At 45.1% G+C, this 23,110-nt stretch carries 19 protein-coding genes; 2 read left to right on the top strand and 17 right to left on the bottom strand.

Annotated features, from left to right (window positions below):
* On the top strand, positions 1-267 hold a 267-nt coding region (locus AB4135_RS20410), incomplete at its 5' end, for a DUF1272 domain-containing protein (RefSeq protein WP_371995265.1).
* 416 nt (positions 268-683) lie between these two features.
* Here AB4135_RS20410 and AB4135_RS20415 read toward each other — a convergent pair.
* The 12 genes from AB4135_RS20415 to AB4135_RS20470 form a co-directional block, all read right to left on the bottom strand.
* On the bottom strand, positions 684-911 hold the full coding sequence (locus tag AB4135_RS20415; protein WP_371995266.1) for a hypothetical protein: 228 nt from the start codon (positions 909-911) through the stop codon (positions 684-686).
* A 75-nt stretch (positions 912-986) separates the two neighbouring features.
* Positions 987-2,450, bottom strand: coding sequence for an efflux transporter outer membrane subunit (locus AB4135_RS20420; RefSeq protein WP_371995267.1), 1,464 nt, complete (start codon positions 2,448-2,450; stop codon positions 987-989).
* Complete coding sequence (locus AB4135_RS20425; protein WP_371995268.1) at positions 2,443-5,568, bottom strand: efflux RND transporter permease subunit; 3,126 nt, start codon at positions 5,566-5,568, stop codon at positions 2,443-2,445. Before AB4135_RS20425 ends, AB4135_RS20420 begins: the two co-directional genes overlap by 8 nt.
* Positions 5,568-6,794 (bottom strand): efflux RND transporter periplasmic adaptor subunit, encoded by a 1,227-nt coding sequence (locus AB4135_RS20430; RefSeq protein ID WP_371995269.1) that lies wholly within the window; start codon positions 6,792-6,794, stop codon positions 5,568-5,570. The genes AB4135_RS20425 and AB4135_RS20430 overlap by 1 nt, the downstream gene beginning before the upstream one ends.
* Before the next feature lie 270 nt (positions 6,795-7,064).
* A complete protein-coding gene (locus AB4135_RS20435) occupies positions 7,065-8,465 on the bottom strand; it encodes a PAS domain-containing sensor histidine kinase (RefSeq protein WP_371995270.1) in 1,401 nt (466 codons plus the stop codon).
* A complete protein-coding gene (locus tag AB4135_RS20440) occupies positions 8,449-9,861 on the bottom strand; it encodes a sigma-54-dependent transcriptional regulator (RefSeq protein WP_371995271.1) in 1,413 nt (470 codons plus the stop codon). Before AB4135_RS20440 ends, AB4135_RS20435 begins: the two co-directional genes overlap by 17 nt.
* Positions 9,862-10,034: 173 nt before the next feature.
* Entirely contained in the window at positions 10,035-11,246 is a 1,212-nt protein-coding gene (locus AB4135_RS20445; RefSeq protein ID WP_371995272.1) for an ABC transporter permease, read from the bottom strand.
* 16 nt (positions 11,247-11,262) lie between these two features.
* Positions 11,263-12,564, bottom strand: a complete 1,302-nt coding sequence (locus AB4135_RS20450) for an ABC transporter permease (RefSeq protein ID WP_371995308.1) — start codon at positions 12,562-12,564, stop codon at positions 11,263-11,265.
* Positions 12,565-12,582: 18 nt separating this feature from the next.
* A complete protein-coding gene (locus AB4135_RS20455) occupies positions 12,583-13,335 on the bottom strand; it encodes an ABC transporter ATP-binding protein (RefSeq protein WP_371995273.1) in 753 nt (250 codons plus the stop codon).
* Between the two features lie 55 nt (positions 13,336-13,390).
* The gene (locus AB4135_RS20460; RefSeq protein WP_371995274.1) at positions 13,391-13,636 is read right to left on the bottom strand and encodes a hypothetical protein; all 246 of its coding nucleotides are present in this window, start codon (positions 13,634-13,636) and stop codon (positions 13,391-13,393) included.
* Between the two features lie 29 nt (positions 13,637-13,665).
* Complete coding sequence (locus AB4135_RS20465; RefSeq protein WP_371995275.1) at positions 13,666-14,928, bottom strand: efflux RND transporter periplasmic adaptor subunit; 1,263 nt, start codon at positions 14,926-14,928, stop codon at positions 13,666-13,668.
* Between the two features lie 345 nt (positions 14,929-15,273).
* Positions 15,274-15,657: an MAPEG family protein gene (locus AB4135_RS20470; RefSeq protein WP_371995276.1), complete on the bottom strand. Its 384-nt coding sequence runs from the start codon at positions 15,655-15,657 to the stop codon at positions 15,274-15,276.
* Between the two features lie 372 nt (positions 15,658-16,029).
* Here AB4135_RS20470 and AB4135_RS20475 point away from each other — a divergent pair, with 372 nt between their 5' ends.
* Entirely contained in the window at positions 16,030-17,838 is a 1,809-nt protein-coding gene (locus AB4135_RS20475) for a hypothetical protein (protein ID WP_371995277.1), read from the top strand.
* A 72-nt stretch (positions 17,839-17,910) separates the two neighbouring features.
* Here the strand turns inward: AB4135_RS20475 and AB4135_RS20480 are convergent, their stop codons facing one another.
* The 5 genes from AB4135_RS20480 to AB4135_RS20500 all read right to left on the bottom strand — a co-directional run bounded on the left by AB4135_RS20480 (position 17,911) and on the right by AB4135_RS20500 (position 22,971).
* On the bottom strand, positions 17,911-18,735 hold the full coding sequence (locus AB4135_RS20480; protein WP_371995278.1) for a cobalamin-binding protein: 825 nt from the start codon (positions 18,733-18,735) through the stop codon (positions 17,911-17,913).
* A gap of 595 nt (positions 18,736-19,330) precedes the next feature.
* Positions 19,331-19,972, bottom strand: a complete 642-nt coding sequence (gene cobO / locus AB4135_RS20485; RefSeq protein WP_371995279.1) for a cob(I)yrinic acid a,c-diamide adenosyltransferase — start codon at positions 19,970-19,972, stop codon at positions 19,331-19,333.
* Positions 19,973-20,022: 50 nt separating this feature from the next.
* On the bottom strand, positions 20,023-21,579 hold the full coding sequence (locus AB4135_RS20490) for a cobyric acid synthase (RefSeq protein WP_371995309.1): 1,557 nt from the start codon (positions 21,577-21,579) through the stop codon (positions 20,023-20,025).
* Between the two features lie 64 nt (positions 21,580-21,643).
* Positions 21,644-22,195: a bifunctional adenosylcobinamide kinase/adenosylcobinamide-phosphate guanylyltransferase gene (cobU, locus tag AB4135_RS20495; RefSeq protein WP_371995280.1), complete on the bottom strand. Its 552-nt coding sequence runs from the start codon at positions 22,193-22,195 to the stop codon at positions 21,644-21,646.
* The gene (locus AB4135_RS20500; protein ID WP_371995281.1) at positions 22,192-22,971 is read right to left on the bottom strand and encodes an adenosylcobinamide-GDP ribazoletransferase; all 780 of its coding nucleotides are present in this window, start codon (positions 22,969-22,971) and stop codon (positions 22,192-22,194) included. Before AB4135_RS20500 ends, cobU begins: the two co-directional genes overlap by 4 nt.
* Positions 22,972-23,110 lie beyond the last annotated feature (139 nt).

Below are 23,110 nucleotides of genomic sequence, written 5' to 3' on the forward strand. Positions count from 1 at the left end.
AGAAGTAGAAGTAGAAGTAGTTTAGTTATTCAAGGGAGTGAATTTATGTTAAGAATGAAAACAGAGTGCGAGTGCTGCAAAACCAAGCTAGCGAGAAAAGAGGTCGCTTATATCTGCTCTTTCGAGTGCACCTATTGCAAAAGCTGCAGTGAAAAAATGCATTTCACCTGTAACAACTGCCAAGGTGCGTTAGTACTTAGGCCGCCTAGATTAATCGAGCCATTTAAGATCCCAGCAGCGGAGCTAAAGAATACCCTCTTTAGTTAATTTAAACGGTCAAATTAATGAAAGGTCAGCAAATGCTGGCCTTTATTGTGTTTAAGAGGATTTAATCAGCATGGGAGTTATCGGCTAAAACATATTTACTTGCGACTTTTACTGAGGTTCTAGAGTCATCTTCTTTAGCCTTCTTACCAATTCAAATATCCCCCAACTTCCCAAGCCAAGTAGGCTAATCTGTATTGCGTTAATAGCACTGAAACTAAAATCCTCTGAGTACGCAGCCAAACCGATAAGGTAGCCTGCCTGAAAAATCCCCACTGTGGCAAGAGTGATGTAAATTACCAATAAAAAGGGCTTCGATAATCTAGAACGATAAAACATAAAGACTCCTGTCTAAATTCTGTTTAGCTTGAAAGTTACTCGCAAGAGAGGGCTATAGGCACAATAAAGCACAGAAATATTTAGCCTTCAAAAGACTTAGCAAGCTTGGCTCGCCACATGCTATACCCAAATAAAATGCCGGCGATTGGAAAAATGATCAATGAGGATATAAGCCCATCAAAAAACGACATGTCTCCCATAATCATCTGAATTAACTGCACGATCACTGCGGTGGAAACTCCCCAACCGAGCACGCCAACCAGCAACACAAATCGAAGCATATCGTATTTTCCTGCACTCAAACTCATCATTCCTCCTTGATGATTGCTCACAAAAAGGGAGCAACTAACTAAAAATAACACCATTCAACGCTTACACTATAGTTATTCTTTCCCCAGTTCAGTTTGCATCTCTTCACTGGTTAACACCCCACCGCCTAATGCACGGTACAGAGTAATCATTGACAACAGTCGGTCACGTTTTACTAGGCTTAATGTCAGTTCAGCACTAAACAAACTACGCTGAGCATCCATCAAATCTAATGAACTAGAGACACCATTGCGGTATCGCAACATCGCTAAGCGAGTATATTCTGTTGATGCCTCAACCAACTCTTGCTGTGCTTCAATGGCTAACTCTGAACGCCTGAAACTATTCATCGCATCATTAACTTCAAAATAAGCGGCAAGCACAGTCCCCCTATAATTGAGCATCGCCTGCTTAGCCTCTTCTTGCGCAATATCGTACTGTGCTGAAATCTTACCAGAGTTAAATATTGGCGCGGTAATACCTCCAAGTAACGACCAAGTCACCCCTTCACTATCAAAGATATCACTCAAACTTTCAGACTCAGTTCCATAACTACCACTGATGGTAAATTTTGGGAAAAAAGCGGTTTTAGCGACTCCAACATTGGCATTGGCTGCAATAAGCGCTTGCTCTGCCGTTTTTACATCAGGACGTTGCGACAACATCTGTGAGGGAATGCCAACCGCAAAAGTATCTGGAAACAACGCGCCCTCCGCTTTTAACTGCGCTTCAGATTTAGGCGTTAACGGATACTTGAACTCCCCCAATAAAATCCGTAACTGGTTGGCCTTTTCACTGCGCTCATAGTCAAGATCAGGCAAAGTGACTTTGGCACTTTGATATTCCACCTCAGCTTGCCTGACTTGTAAGCCAGATATCACTCCATTTTGCTTACGTAGCCTTGCAAGATCGCGCTCCTTTTTACGCAGCTCAGCGGTATTAAGCGAAATCTGGTAACGTTGCTCGATATCAAGCCATTCATAATAACGACTAGCAACATCACTGATTAGGCTGATAGTGGCGAGGTTGAGTGCTTCCTGCGAGGAGATAAAATTAGCAAATTCAGCTTCGCTGCGGCGACGGTTAGCGCCCCATAAATCAAGCTCCCATGAAACCGTGCCTGCCACATAAAAAGTATCTTCTTCAACAGGATCGGTACTGGTTAATGCACTATCGAGTGCGCGCTCTGCGCTGGCATTTAGTCCAACCACAGGATATAGCTGAGCATCCGTGACCGTGACGTTTGCTCTTGCAGCTAACAATCGTGAGCGAACACCTTCTAAATCAAGGTTTTGATCGAGAGCGTGTTCTATCAGAACCTGTAATTCAGGATCGAGGTAAAACTCACGCCAATGCTTAAGTCCGACATTTTGCCCCTCAGATTGTTGCAATTCATCAAGGTATTGCTGCGGAACATCAAGTTCAGGCCTTTGATAATCAGGCCCCATGGCACAACCAGTAACGAGTATCAGGCCAAAAGCCACGCTAACAGACAGCGTTTTAGCAGCAAATGTTTTCTTAGGTATGCTCTTAAGCATGAGTCGATACCTCCGTTTTATCGCTGATTTTACTGCGAACCCAACCTGCGGTCGTCACGAAAAACAGCGGCACTAGCACGATGCCAATGGTGGTGGCGAAGATCATCCCGCATAAAATTGGAATCGAGATACTTTGCCTACTTACAGCGCCGGGGCCAACAGAAAGCACCAACGGCAATACACCTAAAATAAATGCCAGCGAGGTCATTAGAATTGGCCTAAAGCGCATATTGGCAGCTTCCAGCGCAGAGTCTAAGCGGCTTTTACCCTCTTGATGCAACTGGTTGGCAAACTCTACAATCAAAATTGAGTTCTTAGCCGCCATACCAATAAGTGCAATAAAGGCAACCTGAAAAAAGAGGTTACTTTCCATACCGCTGATAAGTGTACCTAATGAGGCACCTAGCATCGCTATAGGTGCTATGAGGAGGACTGCTATTGGCAACGTCCAACTCTCGTATAATGCGGCCAAAAATAGAAACACAAACAGCATAGCCAGTGTCACAGCAATACTCGTCTGGTTAGCAGATTGCACCTCTTGGTAGGTGATCCCCGTCCACTCGTAGCTAAACTCAGCAGGAAGCATAGGCTTAGCGACTCGCTCGATAGCTTTGATAACATCCCCTGAAGCATAACCTTTTGCTGGCGATGCATTAATCGATGCACTAGTGAACATATTATAATGAGTGACTGCAGCAGGCCCGACGGAATAGTCATACTTAGCTAACACACCGATAGGCACCATAGCTCCGGATGCAGAGCGAACATGGTAGTCCTCAATCTGATCAGGGTATTGGCGGAACTGCTCCTCCGCTTGTACTTTAACCCGGTAGACTCGACCGAAGAGGTTAAAATCGTTCACCGTCGATGAATCAGTAAACGTTTTAATCGTGCCATAAATATCAGACACCTTTACTCCAATGGCCATCGCTTTAGCTTCATCAACACTCAAATGCAGTTGTGGAATAGCCGTTTGCAAAGACAGTCCTGCAGTCGCAATTTCTGGCTGTAACTTAAGCGTCTCCACCAGCTCATCAGCGGTTTCAATCAAGCCTTTAAAATTACTACCAGAGGTATCTTGTAGCTCCATCTCGACCCCAGAACCGTTACCTAAACCCGGTACCGCCGAAGGTAGGTATATCTTAAATTCTGCCTCAAGCACATCGTGCAACTCGTGCTTAATCTCATCCATCACATTTTGTACTGTCGCGTCACTTTCAGAGCGCACAGACCAAGGTTTGAGGATCACCTCAAATTGTCCATTAGCTTGGTTAGAACCTGAACGTCTATTTTCACCAGCCAAAGTAAAGGAGTATGCAATCGCGGGGTGGGCCAGCACTATCGCCTCGGCTTTTTTGAGTACATCTTGCGAGCGGTTAACCGTCGCACCATTTGGCAATGACATATCGATAAAGAATCGACCTTGGTCTTCATCAGGCATAAAACTTGATGGTAACGAGCTCATAATCAAATAAACTCCTCCCACCATTAATGCAAACAGCAAGTAACTGCGTTTGGCATGTTTGTTGGTCAGCATCACTAAACCGACATACTTAGTAGTCGCGGTATCTAAATGGTCATTCATCCATTTGAAAAAACCTGAAGTCGCTTTGTCGCCTGGCTTAAGCAATAAGGCGCACAGTGCAGGCGAAAGCGTCAGTGCCACTACTGTCGAAATCAATACCGCAACGGTAATGGCTACCGCAAACTCACGATACATAATACCGGTGATACCAGATAGGAAAGACACCGGTACAAATACCGCGGCAAGTACTAAACTGGTTGCAACAAGCGCTCCAGACAGCTCCTTCATCGCCACTTTAGTCGCCTCTGCTGGGCTTAATCCTTTTTCATGCATTAGCCGCTCTACATTTTCTACCACCACAATCGCGTCATCGACAACGATACCAATGGCTAACACCAATGCTAATAAACTCACCGTATTAATGGTAAAACCAAAAGCGAGCATAGCCGCTAACGTTCCAATTAATGAAACAGGTACAGCAATGGCAGGAATAAGCGTTGCACGAAGGTTTTGTAGAAACAGAAAAACCACCAGAATCACTAGTATCAGTGCTTCGACGAGTGTTTTAACCACCTCTTCAATAGAATTTTCGATAAATACAGAAGCATCAAAGAAGACTTCCCAATTCATCCCTTGCGGAAATTTCTGCGACAGTTTAGCCATCTCTGCTTTGACTTTTTTGGTCACTTCAAGCGCGTTGGCACCTGGCAGTAGGTACACCTGCAAAATAGTGGCATTATTACCATTGAGCTGAGATTGCAGCGTATAAGACGATGATCCTAACTCGATATTGGCGATATCTCGCAGGCGTATAATCGAGCCATCTGAATTTGCCCGCACAATAATTTCATTAAACTGTGGCACACTGCTCATACGTCCTGCTGCAGTGATTGGCAGTGTCATACTTATGGTTTCAGCATTGGGCTGAGAGCCAATACTGCCTGCCGGAGACTCTTTGTTTTGCGCTTTAATGGCATCTATAACATCTGAGGTCGTTAACCCATAGCCCGTCATCGTGTCGGGATTAAGCCATACTCGCATGGAGTAGCTGCGCGCCCCCGTATTACGGACGCGGCCAACACCAGGTATACGCTTTAGTGCTGACTCAATGTTAATGGTGGCGTAGTTACTCAGATAGATCTCATCATAACGTTCATCTTCAGAAGTTAGTGCCAGTTTAAGTAGTTCTACCGATGCCTCTTTTGAGACTGAAACTCCCTCTGTTTGCACATCGATCGGTAAGCTGCCCGTTGCCTGCTGAGTAGAGTTTTGTGCATCCACTGCGGCAAGATCAGGATTGGTGCCGACATCAAAGGTAATGGTGACATTGGAACTACCAGAGTTGGTACTTTTGGAGCTCATGTAGATCATATTTGGCAGGCCATTAAGCTCTTGCTCTAATGGCGTAGCAACCGACTCCGCGGCAGTCGTAGAGGTAGCGCCTGGATACGATGCAGATATTTTCACCTGCGGCGGGGTAATATAGGGATATTGATCTATCGGCAACTGAAACATCGCAATCAACCCCAACAGCACAATGACTATCGAGATGACACTGGCAAAAACCGGGCGGTTAACAAAGTACTGTGCCATTAGTTACCCTCCTGTTCCTGCTCAAGCTCTTGCTGTTTTAATGCTTGCTCTTTCTGTTTGGTATCCTCTTTTTTATAGTACTGCTCAGGCGTGAGTGGTTCGGCAAGTTGACCGTGACGCACTCGGTGCATGCCCTCTACAATCACCTGCTCTCCGGCTTTTAAGCCGCTTTGCACCACAAGCCCCATCTCTATTTGATGCTTAACCACAATGAAGCGACGCTCGACTTTATTATTTGGCAGCACCACCATCACATAAACGCCGCCCTGCTCAACTTGAGTGGCCTTGTTTGGAATGACTATCGCGTCATCTACTTCACTGAGCTTTATGCGGACATTAGTATATTGCCCTGGCAGCAGCTCTTTATCAGGGTTAGGCAACTCTGCTCTAACTTGAAAAGTCCCGGTTTCAGGGTTCACTGAAGGGTCAGTGAAAGCAACATCACCTAAGTAACGATATTCACTATTATCAGGCAAAGTAATAGTGACAAAACCTTCAACTGCTTTACCCTCTGAGTCCGCTGCTTTTTGCTCTTTATAACTGGTCATGCGGCGACGGGCATTAAGGTAATCTAACGCCGACATATTGAAAGTGACATAGATAGGGTCAACTTGCTTAACGCGAGTTAATAGTGACTGACCACTACTGCCAACCAGCGCGCCGATATCCACTTCTGAGCGACTCACTAAGCCACTAATCGGCGATTTAATCTCGGTATAGCTAAGCTCTAGCTTTGCCTCTTCAAGCTCAGCTTTACTGGCTGCTACACTCGATTTGGCTTGAGAGAGTATCGACAATGCATTATCAAAATCTAACTGACTGGCAGCGTCTTGCTCGTACAACGGCTTTAACCGCTCCACATCTCGCTGGGCTTTTTCGAGCGCCGATTGCTGCGACTCAACATTAGCGCTTAAGCGATTAACGACAGCGACGTAAGGACGATTATCGATACGATATAGTGGCGCCCCCGCTTTAACAGCACTGCCCTCAATAAAGCTTTTATTTTCAACAAAACCATCAACCCGTGCTCTGACCTCAACATCCAGTGAGGCTTTAGTTACCCCAACATAGTTGCCATATAAAGGCACCGTCGCGGTGGAAACCTTCTCAACAACAACTAACTTTGGCGTGATTTTTACCGCTTCTTTCTCGCACGCAGTGATCAGTGCCAACGATGAAAATATCAGTGCGAATTTAAATGCAGTGCAATTAAGATAATTTGGCATAGGTTCGTCCCGGAATCAGCTAATCATGCTGTAAAAGCACGCTGTAAAATCAAGTAAATCTAATTGAATTTGAAACAGTTATTGTTTTAAATTTGTAGCCTCAGTTTAGGTTCTTTAAGTGGGCCACGGCAATAGCAAAGGTGATTTAAATCACCTTTAAGGGCAAAAAAGCCTGTTCGCTATTGGTGTAGTATTAATAAGCGGTACTAACGCTAGCAGCTCGTTAGCTCTAATTGGTCACCCAGAAAGTTTCATTTAGCGCTGAAGTCGCTACTTAGGTAACCACAATCTGACACATAACCCTTTATCATCGCGGTTTTGTAAACTGATGTGCCCATCATGTGCCTCTACAATCTCACGACATAGCGGCAAACCAAGCCCTGTTCCCGATTGTTTAGTTGAGTAAAACGGCAACAACGCTTGTCGGAGGACTTCAGTAGGCATGCCTGAACCTTGATCGTTAACTTCAATGTAAACGCCCTCTGTACCATCCGACAAACTGGCGTCGACAATCGATAAGCTAATAGTCTCTGGTGCTGCACCAGATTCATGTGCATTTTTCAGAAGGTTAAGTAACACCTGTTCCATCTGGATCAAGTCAAATTCTACCGTGGAGTTTGGCAACTCATTTTCAAGGAGGAACCGATAGTGTTGCTGCAGTTGCTCAGTTAATTTATGCCAATCTACCTGGCTCTTTTTGGGCACTGGCAGTTTAGCGAACCGCGCGTAATCGAAGATAAACTGACTAAGGTGACTGGTTCTATCTTCAATAGTATCGAAGATAAGCTTTAGCTTAGGGTTATCAAGATCTTTGGTGATCATTCGCCCAGAGTTGACCATAGAAGCGATTGGCGCGACTGAATTGTTCAGTTCGTGGCTAATAATGCGGATCACCTTCTTCCACACTGCCACCTCTTGACGATTGAGCTCTCGCGTCATCTGCTTGAGTAAAATAAGGTGGTGGAATTGACCGTTTAACAGAAATTGTCCCCGAGATAGATGCCACGTTTCGGGCTCTCCATCGCCTTTTGATTCACTGTCTTTAGCACTCAACGAGAACAAGCCATCTTTAGGGTTTTCCAGTGCAGTTCTCAGTTCATCGGCAACCTGCTCAATGAGTACGTTAAGCTCAATTCCCTCTATTCTTAGCCCTTGGTTAAACAGGTGTCTTGCTGCATCATTAGCGTAAATAACCCGTTGCTCATCATCTAGCAACAACATCACATTGGGTGAGCTTTGAATCACCTTATCGAGTAGTAGCTCACGTTGATAAATATATTGACGCTCTTGCCTCAATGCTTCGGCTGATTCATTGAACAAAACAGCTAATGCTTGTAGTTGCTTATCTCCGCCTACGGGCAAACTGACACTAAAATCATTATCTTTAAAATTGAGCAAGCCCACTTCAAGTGCCATTAAGCTAGTTGCTAGATTGCGGGTTAATAGGTAACTCACCGTAATAGCGAAACTGATAGACAACCCAAAAATGATCAACAGCAGCAAACTAAATTGCCTAACAACCGTTTGTGAAACAGCGGGCTCTGCAAACCATAGCAATAAGCTCAACGACAACATTAGCCCTACAGCCGTTGCCAGAGCGCTACCAATAATCAATTTTGCACGTAGAGAAACCCCGCTCATACGGCTACTGGGTTTATTTTTCGATGCCATATTTTTCCATACGTCGATAGAGTGCTTGTCGGCTTAACCCCAGTGATTTTGCAACTCTTGAAATCACCCCTTTATGTTCGTCTAGCGCAGTTTGAATATTAGCTTTCTCATCAATTAACGAGTTAACAGTTTGATAGCTTGTCTCAACCTGCGTGGCTTGGGACTTGCTCAGCACGTTAACGGAACGAGTCTGTTGAACCGTTTGTGAGCTAGCAGTAACATCTAGGTCAATCAGGCCAAAATCATCAGCGCTCAAGGTACTACTCTGGGCTAGAATCACCGCACGTTTACAGGCGTTTTCAAGCTCACGTACATTACCCGGCCAATGATGTGCCTCTAGTGTTTGCTGTGTATGTTTACTCAATGAGAATTCAGCGCCGACAAAGTAATTGACCAGGGGGATAACATCATCTTTTCGCTCACTAAGCGCAGGCAACGCCAGTTCAATAACATTAAGCCGATAAAACAGATCCTCTCGAAAGCGGCCAGCTTGAATGTCGTTAATCAGCTCGGCATTCGTTGCGCTTATTACCCTAACCTTTACCTTACGAGTTTGATGACTACCAAGACGCTCAAACTCACCGGTTTGCAACACCCGCAGTAGTTTTACTTGTCCTGATAATGGCAGATTACCAATTTCATCTAAAAACAAGGTGCCGCCATCTGCGGCCTCAAAGCGACCAATACGTGTTTTAGTTGCGCCGGTAAACGCCCCCGCTTCTGCACCAAATAACTCTGCTTCTAATAACTCCATCGGCAATGCGCCAATATTGACCTTAATAAAGGGTTTATGTTTTAGATTAGAGTTAACGTGAATAATATCTGCTAACTTATCTTTGCCAGCACCATTAGGACCCGTCACCAACACTGATACATCACTGCGGGCAATTTGCAACGCTAAATCCACACAACGCTGCATGGCGCCACTGTTAAATACAATGCCGCAAAGATCAGCATCTTTTATCGCCGCCATGCGCTGGTTATCGACTCGTGCAAGTTTTGCATTGGCTTTGGTTAAGGTGTGTAGTGAGATTAAATTACCGATACTGGTTAGTAGCTTAGCATCATCCCAAGGCTTGCCCATGTAATCGGCTGCGCCCTCTTTAACCAATTCTACCGCCACCTCAAGTTGAGTCCATGCGGTGAGTAATACTATCGGTAGTTGTGGCTGTAGCGCTCTTAACGCATAAAACAGTGATACGCCTTCTTCACCGGAAGTCGTATCCTTTGTGAAATTCATATCTTGAACAACAAGAGCAATATCATGCAGTTGCACTAGCTCTAATGCCACTTCAGGTGACAAGCAGGTGAGCGTTTGATAGCCATGCAACTCCAGCATCAGCGATAAAGCGTTGCATACAGCTTGGTTATCATCAACGATGAGAATCGTATCCATAGTCTCTTTTTATAATATGTGGGTTATTTGAGGCTTGCCTAAAACTAACCCAAAGCGAAACAGAGATAAAGCGATTAACTTTTCAATCAATAGTTTATCTTAGATCACTTAAATAATTACAACGGCTTGAGGTCACAATCAAGCCGTTACAAACCATACATTAGCGATAAGTACTAGACACTTCGTGTGGCTATTGCTGGAGATATTTTGGCAGCTTTGCGGGCTGGTAAAATCACTGCAATGGTCGTTAGCACTAAAAGACCTGCAACCGTAATAATGGGATAGATGAGTTCAAGCTTTGGCAAACTATAAAGGGTCATCAACTGCTGCCCAAGTTGGATGGCGATCAAACAACCTAAACCACCACCAATAAGACATAACAGATAGTTTTCTACTAAAAAGAAGCTAATAATATCGCGCTTTTTAGCCCCTAATGCTCGGCGGGTGCCGATCTGCTTTGTACGGCGTTCAATATTGAACATCACCATACCTGCAAGCCCTAGCGAAGTGATTAGCAGCAATAACACCACCATTAACGACAGTACTGACGCCATCAGCTCGTGGTTACGGTATACACTCACACGATGTTCGCTAATTGTTTTGAACCCCCTTACTACGCGGTTAGGGTGCTCTTTATGTAGCGCTGCAGGAATTGCCTCTTTAAGCGCCACAATTGCGCTCTCATCCGCTCTAACCAAGATACGGTTGAATGATGATGCTAATTCTACATTAAGGATAATGCTGAGATTTAGGTTGCCATTATCGACCCACGCCCCTTGCAGGCGCTCAACCACACCGACAATTTTCATCGGTTGATTGCCAATATCTCCGCGATACATCACTTTGCCCAGTGCAGATTCATCGCCAAAGGTTTCTTTGGCAAATTCAGCAGACACAATCGCTAAACTAGCAAGCTCAGGCCCACCGGCATTAACTTCATCGGGGTAGAAGTTACGCCCCTCAATTAAGTTGAGCCCCAGAGTTGGGATCATCTGCTCATCGCCATAATAGATCGCAGCGTTTGGACCATCTTTACGATCTTCTTCACTAGTGCCATGGGAAAAATTTGATGACCAGCCACCGCCACTTAGGGGCGTCATACTCGTCAGCGTTGCGGCCTTGACACCATCAAGCTGACGAATAATGTCAAGATCGCGCAGGGGCTGAGTTTCTGAATCGATGCCTTCATCGAAGTTGTAAACACTAAAGTCAAACACCTCTGATTCCGCAATACCAGATTCACGGCTCATCAAACCAATGCGTTCACTAATGATAAAACTCGCGTTTGCGACAATTGCCACCGACAGAATAATTTGGAGCAAAAGTAACAATGGACCACTCTTATTACGCATCAACATACTTATGATGGGTTTAATTTGAAACATGATAAATTCCTTTTGGTTACTGGCTCTTGAGGTAAACGCTTGGGTTAGTGCTACAAATGCGCCAAGCAGGATAGATACCAGCGATAATCGCCGCAGACACTGCTATAACAGGGGCGATAAACCACATACTCTGATCTAACTGAGATAAAGAGGACTCTAATTCGAAACGCGACGCTAGAAAGTTCAAGGTTACCCATGCCCACAATAACCCTAGCGCGCCACCACAAAAACCAATCAAGCCCACTTCAACCAAATGCTGAGAGAAGATCTGCATTCTACTCGCCCCAATGGCTCGCCTTACGCCCACTTCTGGTGCTCGCTTTAAGAATTTAGCCAATAGCAAACCGAGCATATTCACCAAACACACCACTAAGAACAGCACACTTAAACCCACCAGCACTTTGTTATCTTCAGGAACAACGTTATTAACCGCCAACCAGGTCGCAACATCAGAAACCTCCCCTCTAGCTTCTGGGTGCTTAAAGCGTCCTAATTGCTGTTGTTGCTCAACATAGTTACCCAACCACTGCTTGTATTCACGCTGCATTGCCGATGTGGTTAACTCAGTCCAATACTGTACCCAGTGCATTTCTGAATTGAGTCGGTCTTGGTAGGTTCGGATATCTTCATGACGCCAGCTATTGTTATTACCCCAGCTCTCAAATTCTTCAATCGGGGCCAGTGATAACGGTACATAGATTTGCTCTGAATCATTAAAAGCGCCATTGTTAACATCGTAGTACTTCGGACTTGGATTCCAGCTTTTAATCACCCCCACCACTTGGTATGGTTTACGGTTGAGTATGAGTGTTTTACCGACACTATTGCCGCCGCCAAATGCTTTATTATTAATCTCTTCGTTAATCACCACTTTATAGCCGCCGTCACGGTCAACCTGCTCACTCCAGGCGTGACCATATAAAAACGGCACATCAAAGATGGCAAAAAAGTCACTATCTGTTACCCGAACACCTTCTAAGACTGGCGAAAAGTTAACATCGTCGGTTTGTACCGCAAGGCCAGTGCGAAACATCGCGGTCTGTCTTGCTGGTACGTCACTCTTACGCAAGTTCATCGCATCTTGATAGGTAATTTGTTCGTTAATATTTTCCCAAGTATCATTGTCTTGGCTCATTAACTGTACCGCAAACAGCGTAGATGAACGTTCGCCAGCAGGGTTAATTGAGGCCATTTTATAGATATTAAGCGTGGTTATTGTAATGCCGATACCAATCGAGATAGCCAATACCATCAACAGCGACAGAAAAGGGGTTTTCTTAATGCTGCGCCAAGCGAGATCTAAGTAGTAAAAAAACATCATTATCTTCTCCTACCCTTAGGCAACTGATGAGGCGACAGAAACAACATCGGCAGTTGTTTTTTGTTGAGCATAATTCCCTTCAGAAGCACTGCCCTGATACATGGTAAAATCACAAACTTGGCCGTCGACAATTTGAATATTACGTTGCGCTCGACGGGCAAGCTCGGCGTCATGGGTTACCATAATAATGGTGGTACCAGCCTTATTAATATCCTCTAGCAGCTCCATCACTTGGCGCGCCATCAAGCTATCAAGGTTACCTGTAGGCTCATCCGCCAATAAGAAACGAGGTTCACCCGCAAGCGCTCTAGCAATCGCCACGCGCTGCTGCTGACCACCTGACAATTGTGTCGGTAGATGCTTCATTCTTGCCGCCAATCCGACCTGCTCAAGCGCACGTTCGACTCGTATTTTACGTTCTTTGGCATTGAAGCCTCGATAGCGCAGTGGTACTTCTACGTTCTCAGCTAAGTTAAGATCAGGGATTAAATTAAAGCCCTGAAAAATAAAGCCAATTTTTTCATTTCGAATTGCAGCGCTTTTGTTATCACTCAAATTTGAGATGTTAACCCCATCAAGGAAAAAGTCGCCATGAGTGAACCCTTCCAATAAGCCAGCAATATTTAAAAACGTTGTTTTACCTGAGCCAGATGGTCCCGTTACTGCGACGAACTCGCCCTCTTCAACATCTAAGTTAAAGTCGCGTAAAGCGTGAGTTTCTACTAAGTCCGTTTTAAATACCTTGCTGATGTTCTTCATTGATAACATGGTTGCTATTCCTTTAATTAAATGGGTTTACTTAACCTCTTTAGCAGTCAAGAGGTTACTTAAGCAATTGTTCTACTGTGCTATTTATTACTGTCTTTATGAGCTGTTGGATGTTGTCGCTCGTATCGATCGCAACATCAGAAATAGCCGGTAAGTTCGATGTGGCATCATTGGTCAGCTCAATTAAATCAAGACCAATAAACATCCACTCCCCCGCACTGTCGGTTGAGACTTGGACTGCCGCCACTAGCATGAATAACGCCAGCGCAGTCACTAGTTGTGGGCTTTTAAATTTATTCATTTTAAACTCCATTGCTTGTGCTTTGACGACTAACGTACAAGGACTTGAGCTGATTTCTTAAATGGTTCTACACTTGAGGTTACCCATACATCACCGACCTGACCGCCTTGAATCACCTCGATGTGGCTCATACTACGAGCGCCAAGCTGGATAGGTGTTTGAGTCGCAATATCACCGTCCATGGCATACACCTCTTGCCCGCCGCCACTGGTGACAAATGCACCGCGTTTAACCATCAACACATTAGGGCGATGCTCTAGCAATACTCTGGCTGATAAACGTTGATTTTGACGCAGATGCAAACTCTCACTCTGTTCAAAGCGCACTCTTGCGGTCACTTCGCGGTTACGTACTTCGGGTGAGATCGATGCAAGCTCGCCCATCAAGGTGATAGCGCCAAAGCTCAGCTCTACCGCCATTCCAAGGCCTAATTCATCGGCATATGATTCTGGTACGGCGAGTTCTGCCTCAAAAGCACTTAAATCAACTACGGTTAAAATCGGCTGGCTCTGGCCAATACGGGCTTTTTGCTCAGTTAACCAGTTACCGATAATGCCGCCCACTGGGGCGATGATATTGAGTGCTGCGACTTGACGTTCAAGCTCCTTAACCACCAGTGCCTGACGGTCAACCTCTAACGCTGTATTTTTAAGCTCAAAGGTTAAGGTGTCTTTCATTAGCAATGCTTCTTGTCCTGCATGAGCAAACAACAACTTAGCTTTGTGCAGATCATCCTTGCTCTTTTCAAAATCGATTTTGCTAATCAACTTTGACTTAATCAGTTGGTCACCACGGCGGCTTTCGCGATCTGCTGCTTCTAAATCGACTTTCGCCATATCCAAGGTTTGCTGTGCTTTTAGCTGTTGTCTACGGGCATCTAGGCGAGCACGTTCAAGAGAACTTTTCATGCCCTCAAGCACCGCCTCTTGCTGCTTTAGGCTGTTAGTCAATTTATGACTTTCTATGCTGGCAACAACATCGCCGAGTTCAACACGGTCGCCAGGCTTAGCAATCAGTGTCACACTGCCCTGTTCAGGGCTATAAAGCACCGGCGCATTGGCAGCAACGATCTTACCGGTAGTTGGGATATCACGAATAAGCGTACCGCGCTCTAATGTGGCAAAGCGCAACTCAGAGCGTTTAATTGAAGTTGCAACGGAGTCGCTACCTATGCTTGACCAAACTAGGCCTGAAACCAATAACGCCGCAATACCTAATATCAAAGGGCGTTTAACTTTGCTCACTTTGCTTGGTTGCTTAATGGTGTCTTGTGCGCTGGTATCCTGAATCATCTGCAATCCCTACTGTGTCCGCTGACTGTAAAACCTGTTTCAATGGTCTTATTAATACAATCAACGTGCCAACAATAAAAAAACAAACAATAACAGTAACTAAATGAAAATTAGGTAGTAATGAATAGTAAGAAGTGTCCGCGGACAGCCACTAAAAGTGTCCGCTCATCAATTTAGCTGTCCGATATGGGGAAAGTGTCCGCTAGACAGAAGGTGCTAGGCTTGAATATTGAGGTGCTAGGTTTGAGAATGAGCGCTGCTAGGGGGTTGTACGATAAAAAGCAGGTTTGAGGTTCTTGGCTCTGCTTGCCTAAAACCTGCACTCCCTAGAACCTAGTCCCTTCTTTAAAATGCTTGGCAAAACACAGTAAAGCTGGCGATGATGGCAACAAACCACGATAAACTCCGCAGCGTACCTTTGTCTTTTAAATAGAGTATTTGGTATGCCATGCGGGCAACAACATGCACAATAGCTGCGACCTCTACCACCGCATTAACATTATTGGTTGCCATCACAGTGAGTGCAGCGATACCGAAAATAAGCAGGGACTCAAAAGCATTCTGGTGACCTGCAACGGCTCTTGCGCCATAACCTGTCAGCTTTGACTGCTGCTCTCGCGGGTGACTGTTGTCATAACCTCCAAGTTTTGCCATAGCCACAGCCACTGGGCCTTTTGCAAGATAAGGGAGCAACATGGCTATGAGTAAACAGGTTAGTAAAGTGGTCATTCGATTTCCTTGATAATCAATTATTATTCTAGTTTTTAACGATAAAACAACAATGACCATAGCACAGATGAGCTTAGAAAAAGAGACCAAAGACCAAGCCAGTCGATACCAACAGATGGAAACACTAAATAGTCCCAGTTAGGCAGATATTCACACCTGTACTAACGTAAGTAGCAACTGTTGCAACGATGACCCAAGCACGCAAACAAATCCAGATCGACGTCAACAAAAGTCATTAACTTTATTGACATTTATACCGTAAAAACAATAATAGACACCATAGATAGAGCAACAATTAATACGCTTAGAAACGTGTTTGAGGTCGCTGAATTAGGTTCCCTCACGGACAAAACAGTATATAAAGGATTATAAATGCAGCACTGTACTAGCCCGCTTTTTATTAATGATAACTTCTGCCCTGATTGTGGCGACAAAATTGACAATCAGCTCGCCATCACCCCCGTAGCGCAGTACATCCCCGATATACTTGATGAGCTTAAAAAGTACTGCCCTGAGGCGAGTGTTTATACAGGCTGGGTAGAGAAAACCCATCACTATAAGCGCGTCCATCGCAGCGGCGGTAGAGACAGTGAAACCTTGTACTACTCTTACTGGTTTTTAACCCTCAATAATGAACAAGGCATCGAGAAAACCATTAGCGTTAGCTCTGAAGATAGTTCACTCGATAGCGTCTCCAAGGGCGATGTCATCACCTTTTTAGAACCGACTGGCTATTACTTAAATTACCAGCTTGCCGACAAGAGTGACCGCCAAGTCGTGACTCACAATGAAGCTGCAACTGGAGTCGTTTTCCACCGCGACTCCGGTCAAGAGTCGATTCTGACCCCAGCCTATGAAGTTGAAGACTTTTCTAAATTCGGTACCTTTTTCAGCACACTTTTCTTCGCAGCATTGGTATCCCTCCCCGGATTTTTTGCAGAGTTCTACACACTTGAAGTCGCTGGTTTTATGACCGCAGCAATTACCGTCATAGGCTCAGTTTTTCGTATTAATAGTAAAACCAATAAATTTGAAAACGATAGTGCCAGATTACTTGAAATAAAACGCACAGTTAAACGGATTTTAGGGGTTTCAATTAACCAAATGGGTTATGACAAACGCGGCCGTGAAGCTAATAATAGCGATGTTTACTGCATCAGTTGTGAGCAGTTAATCGATAGCGCTTACCACTATTGCCACTGTTGCGGCCAGCCTCAAAGCATTACAGAGGTAGCCCAGCCGAGCTTGATTACTGACGGTGAAAGCCCAGAAATAACTGAGCAGCGCTCAATACCATCGCACGCACTCGCAGCTGGCACCGGCAACGTTACGCCTATCACTCAGGCTAGCGACAAGCGAATGACACGCCGAGATAAAATTCTACAAGTCTGTGCCCCATACATAAGCTTTGACAGCCACGCGTTTGAAAATAAGCATATTTTTGCCAAAAATTACCCATGCACGATTGCAACCTCATCTTCTATCGTGCGGGTAACCGATAAAGAAGTCGAAACCAGTGTTAGTGATAGTACCAATACCTACACCAGTACCACACGCACCGACTACACCAACCGCTATGGTTCTACTGTGCGTTCGGAATATAAAACCGAAACATCGAGCCACAGACAGAGAAACTCTAATCTGTATGGCGAGCTCACCATTGAAACGCCTGAGGGCAAAGTGCAAACCTACAAAGCAGCAAGGTCACTACTGTCCACTGCCGACGTTGGCGATTGGATAATGTTAGGGAGTAGTCGCCTAGAAGGAAAAGAACAGCAACTAGATTATGATGAGTTTTACTACAACGTCAGTAAAGACAATCTTATCCAGCCTGAGTCAGTCACTCAATGGAGCCGAGTTTCGGCTAAAAGCCAAACCTTGGTATTTCTGATGCTTGCTCTGGCCATTGGCTGTAGCGTTTATTTTAGTGAGCTAGTGAATTTGGCCGCCCGTTTCGTCCCCCATGACATACTGAGAAGCATTATTGGTTTTGCTGATGAACTATCCCTACCTGCTTACCTGCTACCAATGGGTGTATTTACTGTTTTCTTGGTATTTGTACTACTACTGAGTAGACGCTTTAGTAAGCATACCAAACGGAATCAAGCTCAAGCCTTGGCTTCGCTACAAGCAAAGCTAGCAAAATGTAAACAAGAAAGAGAAACATTTTTAAAGCTATAGCTAGCTGTCATCCCCTATAAAAATAGCGCCTATAGGCGCTATTTTTATAATCATTATTTAAATCACACTAACCTAGCGAGCTTTATCTAATGCCTCACATAAGGCTTCAACACCGAGCAAGGCTCTCGGCGCTGCACGGTGCAACAAGTCAGCATTCAACTGGTAAATATGCTGCTGTTTTACGGCAGGAATTTCAGGCCACTGCTTCCAATCAATTCCTTGAATATTGCCTTCATCTTGGCTCTGTAAAATAACTTCAGGCATCTTAAGTAAAACTGTTTCTAAGCTAACTTGAGGGTATTCATTGGCTGAGTCTACAAATACATTATTACCGTGACAAACTGCGATTATCTGCTGAATCCAACTCCCCTCAGCAACCGTCATCAAAGGAGTAGACCACAGCTGATAAAAGACTTCCACCTCAGGCTTGGCCAAGTTTACTTGCTGTAAACGCGTTAACTCTTGTCGATATGCCTGAGCTGCTGCAGCTGCTTGTGCTTGATTGCCAGTGAGCTCACCAAGCGCTTCAAGTTCATCTGCAACCGCTTGCAGTGTTTTTGGCGTGCTATCAAATACTTCAAAGCCCAGATCCTTAATTCGTTGGATATCTTCTGCTTTATTGCCGCCGCCCCAAACCACCACTAAGTCGGGATTAAGCTCAAGCACTCGCTCAATTTGAATACCGTGATAACCACCAATACGCGGGATCTGCAATGCAGCGTCAGGGTAATCGGCATGATCGGTTGTGGCTACAATAGACTCACCTGCACCGATGGCATAGAGCATCTCAACCGCATGCGGTGACAACGCAATGATCCGCTTTGCAGGTTCAGCAGCAAAAGATGCTGCAGAGATAAATAGGCTCAACGCCACAAGTGATTTACACAAGATATTCATAAAATCCTTTTTTATTAGATTCGAGGTATAGAGGTTCTAGGTTCTAGGTTCTAGGTTCTAGGTTCTAGGTTCTAGGTTCTAGGTTCTAGGTTCTAGGTTCTAGGTTCTAGGTCAGTATAATCTAGAGGCACTAATAGTTTTACAGGCACAAGCAACACGACATATAGCAACTCATTATAAGCTACTGAAGGCTCTCATGATTAAGTGACACACCAACATTTAGCGATATTTCATCGCATCGAACAGTAATGCGAACAAATGCAATTTCAAACTGTTCGCTTTTGTAGCTAAGCCGTCAAGCTTTCTCAGAAACAACACCATAAGCATACGGCTCTTTATTACAAGCCGCTGAAGGCTCTCATGATTAAGTAACACACCAACATTTAGCGATATTTCATCGCATCGAACAGTAATGCGAACAAATGTAATTTCAAACTGTTCGCTTTTGTAACTAAGCCTTCAAGCAAATGTAATTTCAAACTGATTGCTTTTGTAGCTAAGCCGTCGAGCTTTCTCAGCCCATGAGCATACGAGTAGTATGTGATTGGGTGAGAAAGCGCAGACAATAACGCTACAGAAGCTAGCAGGCAGAAATTTAGTAGTCAAAGCCAGGTTGGGCTTTTACCCCTGCCTCAAACGCATGCTTTATCGGCTGCACTTCGCTGACAGTATCGGCTATCTCTACAATCGCTCGATGACACGCTCGCCCAGTTACAATCACGTGTTGCATTTTCGGGCGATTCTGTAGCGCCTTAATTACCCGTTCGACCTCTAAATAGTGGTAGCTCACCATGTAGGTCAACTCATCTAGCATGACTAAATCGATACTTTCGTCTTGCAACAATTTCTCGGTAGCATCCCAGGCTTTTACAGCGGCTGCGGTATCTTTTTCGCGGTCTTGGGTTTCCCAAGTAAAACCGGTGCCCATTACATGAAAAGCCACACCTGCGCCTTCAAGCAAGGTACGTTCACCGCACTCCCAGTTGCCTTTAATAAACTGCACTACGGCAGCCTTTTTACCGTGGCCTACGGCGCGTGCTACCGTACCAAAACCAGAAGTTGACTTACCTTTGCCATTACCCGTTAACACCAGCAGAATGCCTTTCTCTTCAGTGGCTCGAGCAATTTTGGCATCTACACCCTCTTTGACTCGCTGTTGACGCGCTTTATGACGCTCTGCTTTTATCTCGTCTGCTGATTTGCTTTCGTCATTGTCAGCTTGCTTTGAATCGCTCATTACATATCCTTGTGCGTAGGGTTACTTGTGCATTTATATTCGCACATCATTTAAATCGATTTTTTCCATATCTCAGTCAACGCGTCAACATCTAAGTGTTGCTCAAGCACGTCAGCTAAGCGTTCCAGCTGCTGCTCTGTTATTTGGTCGACATCAATACTATTAGCATCTTGCATTCCCGCCCATTGCAGCAACAATTGGCAGGCCTGCGGTGAGTCAAACAGGCCATGCATGTAAGTACCCAAAATTTGATTGTCGGCAGATAACATACCTTCACTCTGCCAGCGCTTTACTGCTGCAGACTCGCTTTGCTGATTATCTTTCGCCCGTCGTGTTAGCGTTAATGGCTGTTCCAATTTCATCAGCGAGTTAGAGCGACCACAGTGAATTTCGTAACCTTTAACCTCAGCTTGATCCCCTAACAGCGACAGTACGCCCTCTACTTGCAACAACACCTTGTCGCTTGTTAGTTCTGTGACCACAGGCAGTAAACCTAGCCCTTCACTGCTTCCTGCGTTATCTTCAATACCCTCAGGATCATCAATAAGGTGACCAAGCATTTGATATCCGCCGCAGATCCCGAGTACCTTGCCGCCGTAGCGCAGATGCTTTTCTATCTCTTTATCCCAGCCTTGCTGACGAATAAAATCGAGATCGGCGCGAACATTTTTACTACCTGGGATAATGATCAAATCCGCTGGCGGTAAACTAGAATGGCTCTGTTGGCCTTTGTCTTGCGCATGCTTGTGAGATTGAGTTTGCAATGAAACATAATCAAATTCGATCTGAGGATTGAGCCTTAGTGGGTCAAAATCGGTATGGTTACTAATACGAGGTAATACCAACACTAACACTTTGAGTTTGGTGTCAGTGCTTTTATCCGGCGCGGCGATCAGTGCATCCTCAGCATCCAGATGCAGATCGTGCAAGTAAGGTAAGACCCCTAATACCGGTTTTTGAGTATAGCTTTCTAACCAATCCAAGCCTGATTGCAATAAGCTGATATCACCACGAAAACGGTTAATCACAAAGCCTTTTACTCGGGCCTGCTCTGACTCTGACAGTAGCGCTAATGTACCGACTAGATGCGCGAACACGCCGCCTTTGTCGATATCAGCAATAAGAATCACCGGACAATCTACCTCTTCGGCAAAGCCCATATTAGCAATATCACCCTCACGCAGGTTTATCTCTGCAGGGCTGCCCGCACCTTCAACAAACAGCATTTGATATTCACCGGTTAATCGCCCGAAAGACTCCTTAACCGCTGCCATGGCTTTAACGCGATAACCTTGGGCATTTTTACCAAAGTAATCTTCAGCTTCCATCTTCATCAACGCTTTACCGTGGACGATAACTTGCGAGCCGGTATCTGAGCTGGGTTTTAATAAGATCGGATTGAAGTCGATTTGCGGCTCTAGGTGGCAAGCAACCGCCTGCAGTGCTTGAGCACGGCCAATCTCGCCTCCATCAATGGTGACAGCACTATTGAGCGCCATATTTTGTGGTTTAAAGGGTGCCACTTTATAACCTTGACGGACAAATAAGCGGCACAAACCTGCAACCAAGGTACTCTTACCTGCATCCGAGGTTGTACCTTGTACCATCAATACCTTAGCTTGCTTGTTATCATTTTTATGTTTGCTTTCTAAAGTCGACAAAACGATTCTCCTAACCTTTTAGTCGCAAAGGTAAGCCCGCCGTAACCAGAGTCACTCTGTCAGCAATCGCAGCAATATCTTGATGTAGCCAACCCGCTTCATCGACAAAGCGGCGGCTTATCTCCCCCATAGGCACAACGCCGCAGCCGACCTCATTACTGACCAAAATGAGCTCACCAGGTAACTCGGCGATAGTCTGCAAAAACTCGACTTTCGTCGCTTGCCAATTATCAGTTGCTTGCAGTAAATGGTTGGTTAACCACAATGTTAAGCAGTCGACAAGTACCAGACTATTTTGTTGTACATGACTTTTTAATGCCGCTGATAATGCCAATGGAGACTCTATAGTGCGCCAATCAATGGCTTCTGTTTGCCGTTTAGATTGATGCTGTTCGATACGTGCTGCCATCTCAGTGTCTAATGCCTCAGCTGTAGCGAAGTAAAGACAATCTACCTGACGGCTTCCTTTTTTGTTTTTATTGTCAGACACACGCTGCATCACTTGTGATTCAGCAAAACTGCTCTTACCGCTACGCGCGCCGCCGAGTACTAAATGGATCACCAAGACGCTCCTACAATAAGCAGTAACAAGTAACAAATGACTTCCGCAATTTGCTGAGTCGCCCCGAGCGTGTCACCGGTGTAACCGCCAATTTGTTTGTTAAACCACCGCGCCAATCCAATCCGTACGATTAATAGACCTGAGATAAGCATTAAAGCTTGCACAATGGATATTAGCAATAACGAAATTACTGCTGTCGCCAGCAAAATCGACAGTTCGTTGATCCCTTGCTGCATTGCCAAAGGCTTACTTTTGCTGCTGGCGTCATCGGAAACGTACTGCTCAGAAAAGATAAAACTCGATGCAACGACTCGGCTTAATGTATGGCCAAGAATGAGCGCGAGACTAACGCTACTCGGATCAAAAAGCGCCAGTTCGCTGAGCAATTGCCATTTGAGTAGTAAACACAATAGCAACGCCAACGCGCCATAGCTGCCGAGCCGCGAGTCTTTCATGATGCTAAGCTTGGCTTCAATCGTCCAGCCACCGCCTAAACCGTCGGCAGTATCAGCCAAACCATCTTCATGGAATCCGCCCGTTAATAACACGCTAGCAATCATGGCGAAGATAATTGCAACACTTGGTGACACCCAAGACAACATCAAGCTATAAACTAACGCGCTGAGCACTCCAATAAGCGTGCCCACCAAACCAAAATAGCGGCTAGCCTGATTAAGTTTATCAGCATCAACGTCAATCCATTTTGGCATGGGGATCCGAGTAAAGAACCCCATTGCGATAAAAAACAGATTGAGTTGCTGTCGCCATATTTGCATAAAAACATCCCTGAAAATAATTGAAAATAGCTGAGATCCGGTTAAAAACGGGAACAGCAGAGACGGGTAATAAAGGATTAACAGCCCAATAAACAAAGACGGACGCTCATCAAGCTTACGGAAAACAAGCACCGTCTCA

This window comes from Shewanella sp. 10N.286.54.B9 (assembly GCF_041468565.1).
Taxonomy (GTDB): domain Bacteria; phylum Pseudomonadota; class Gammaproteobacteria; order Enterobacterales; family Shewanellaceae; genus Shewanella.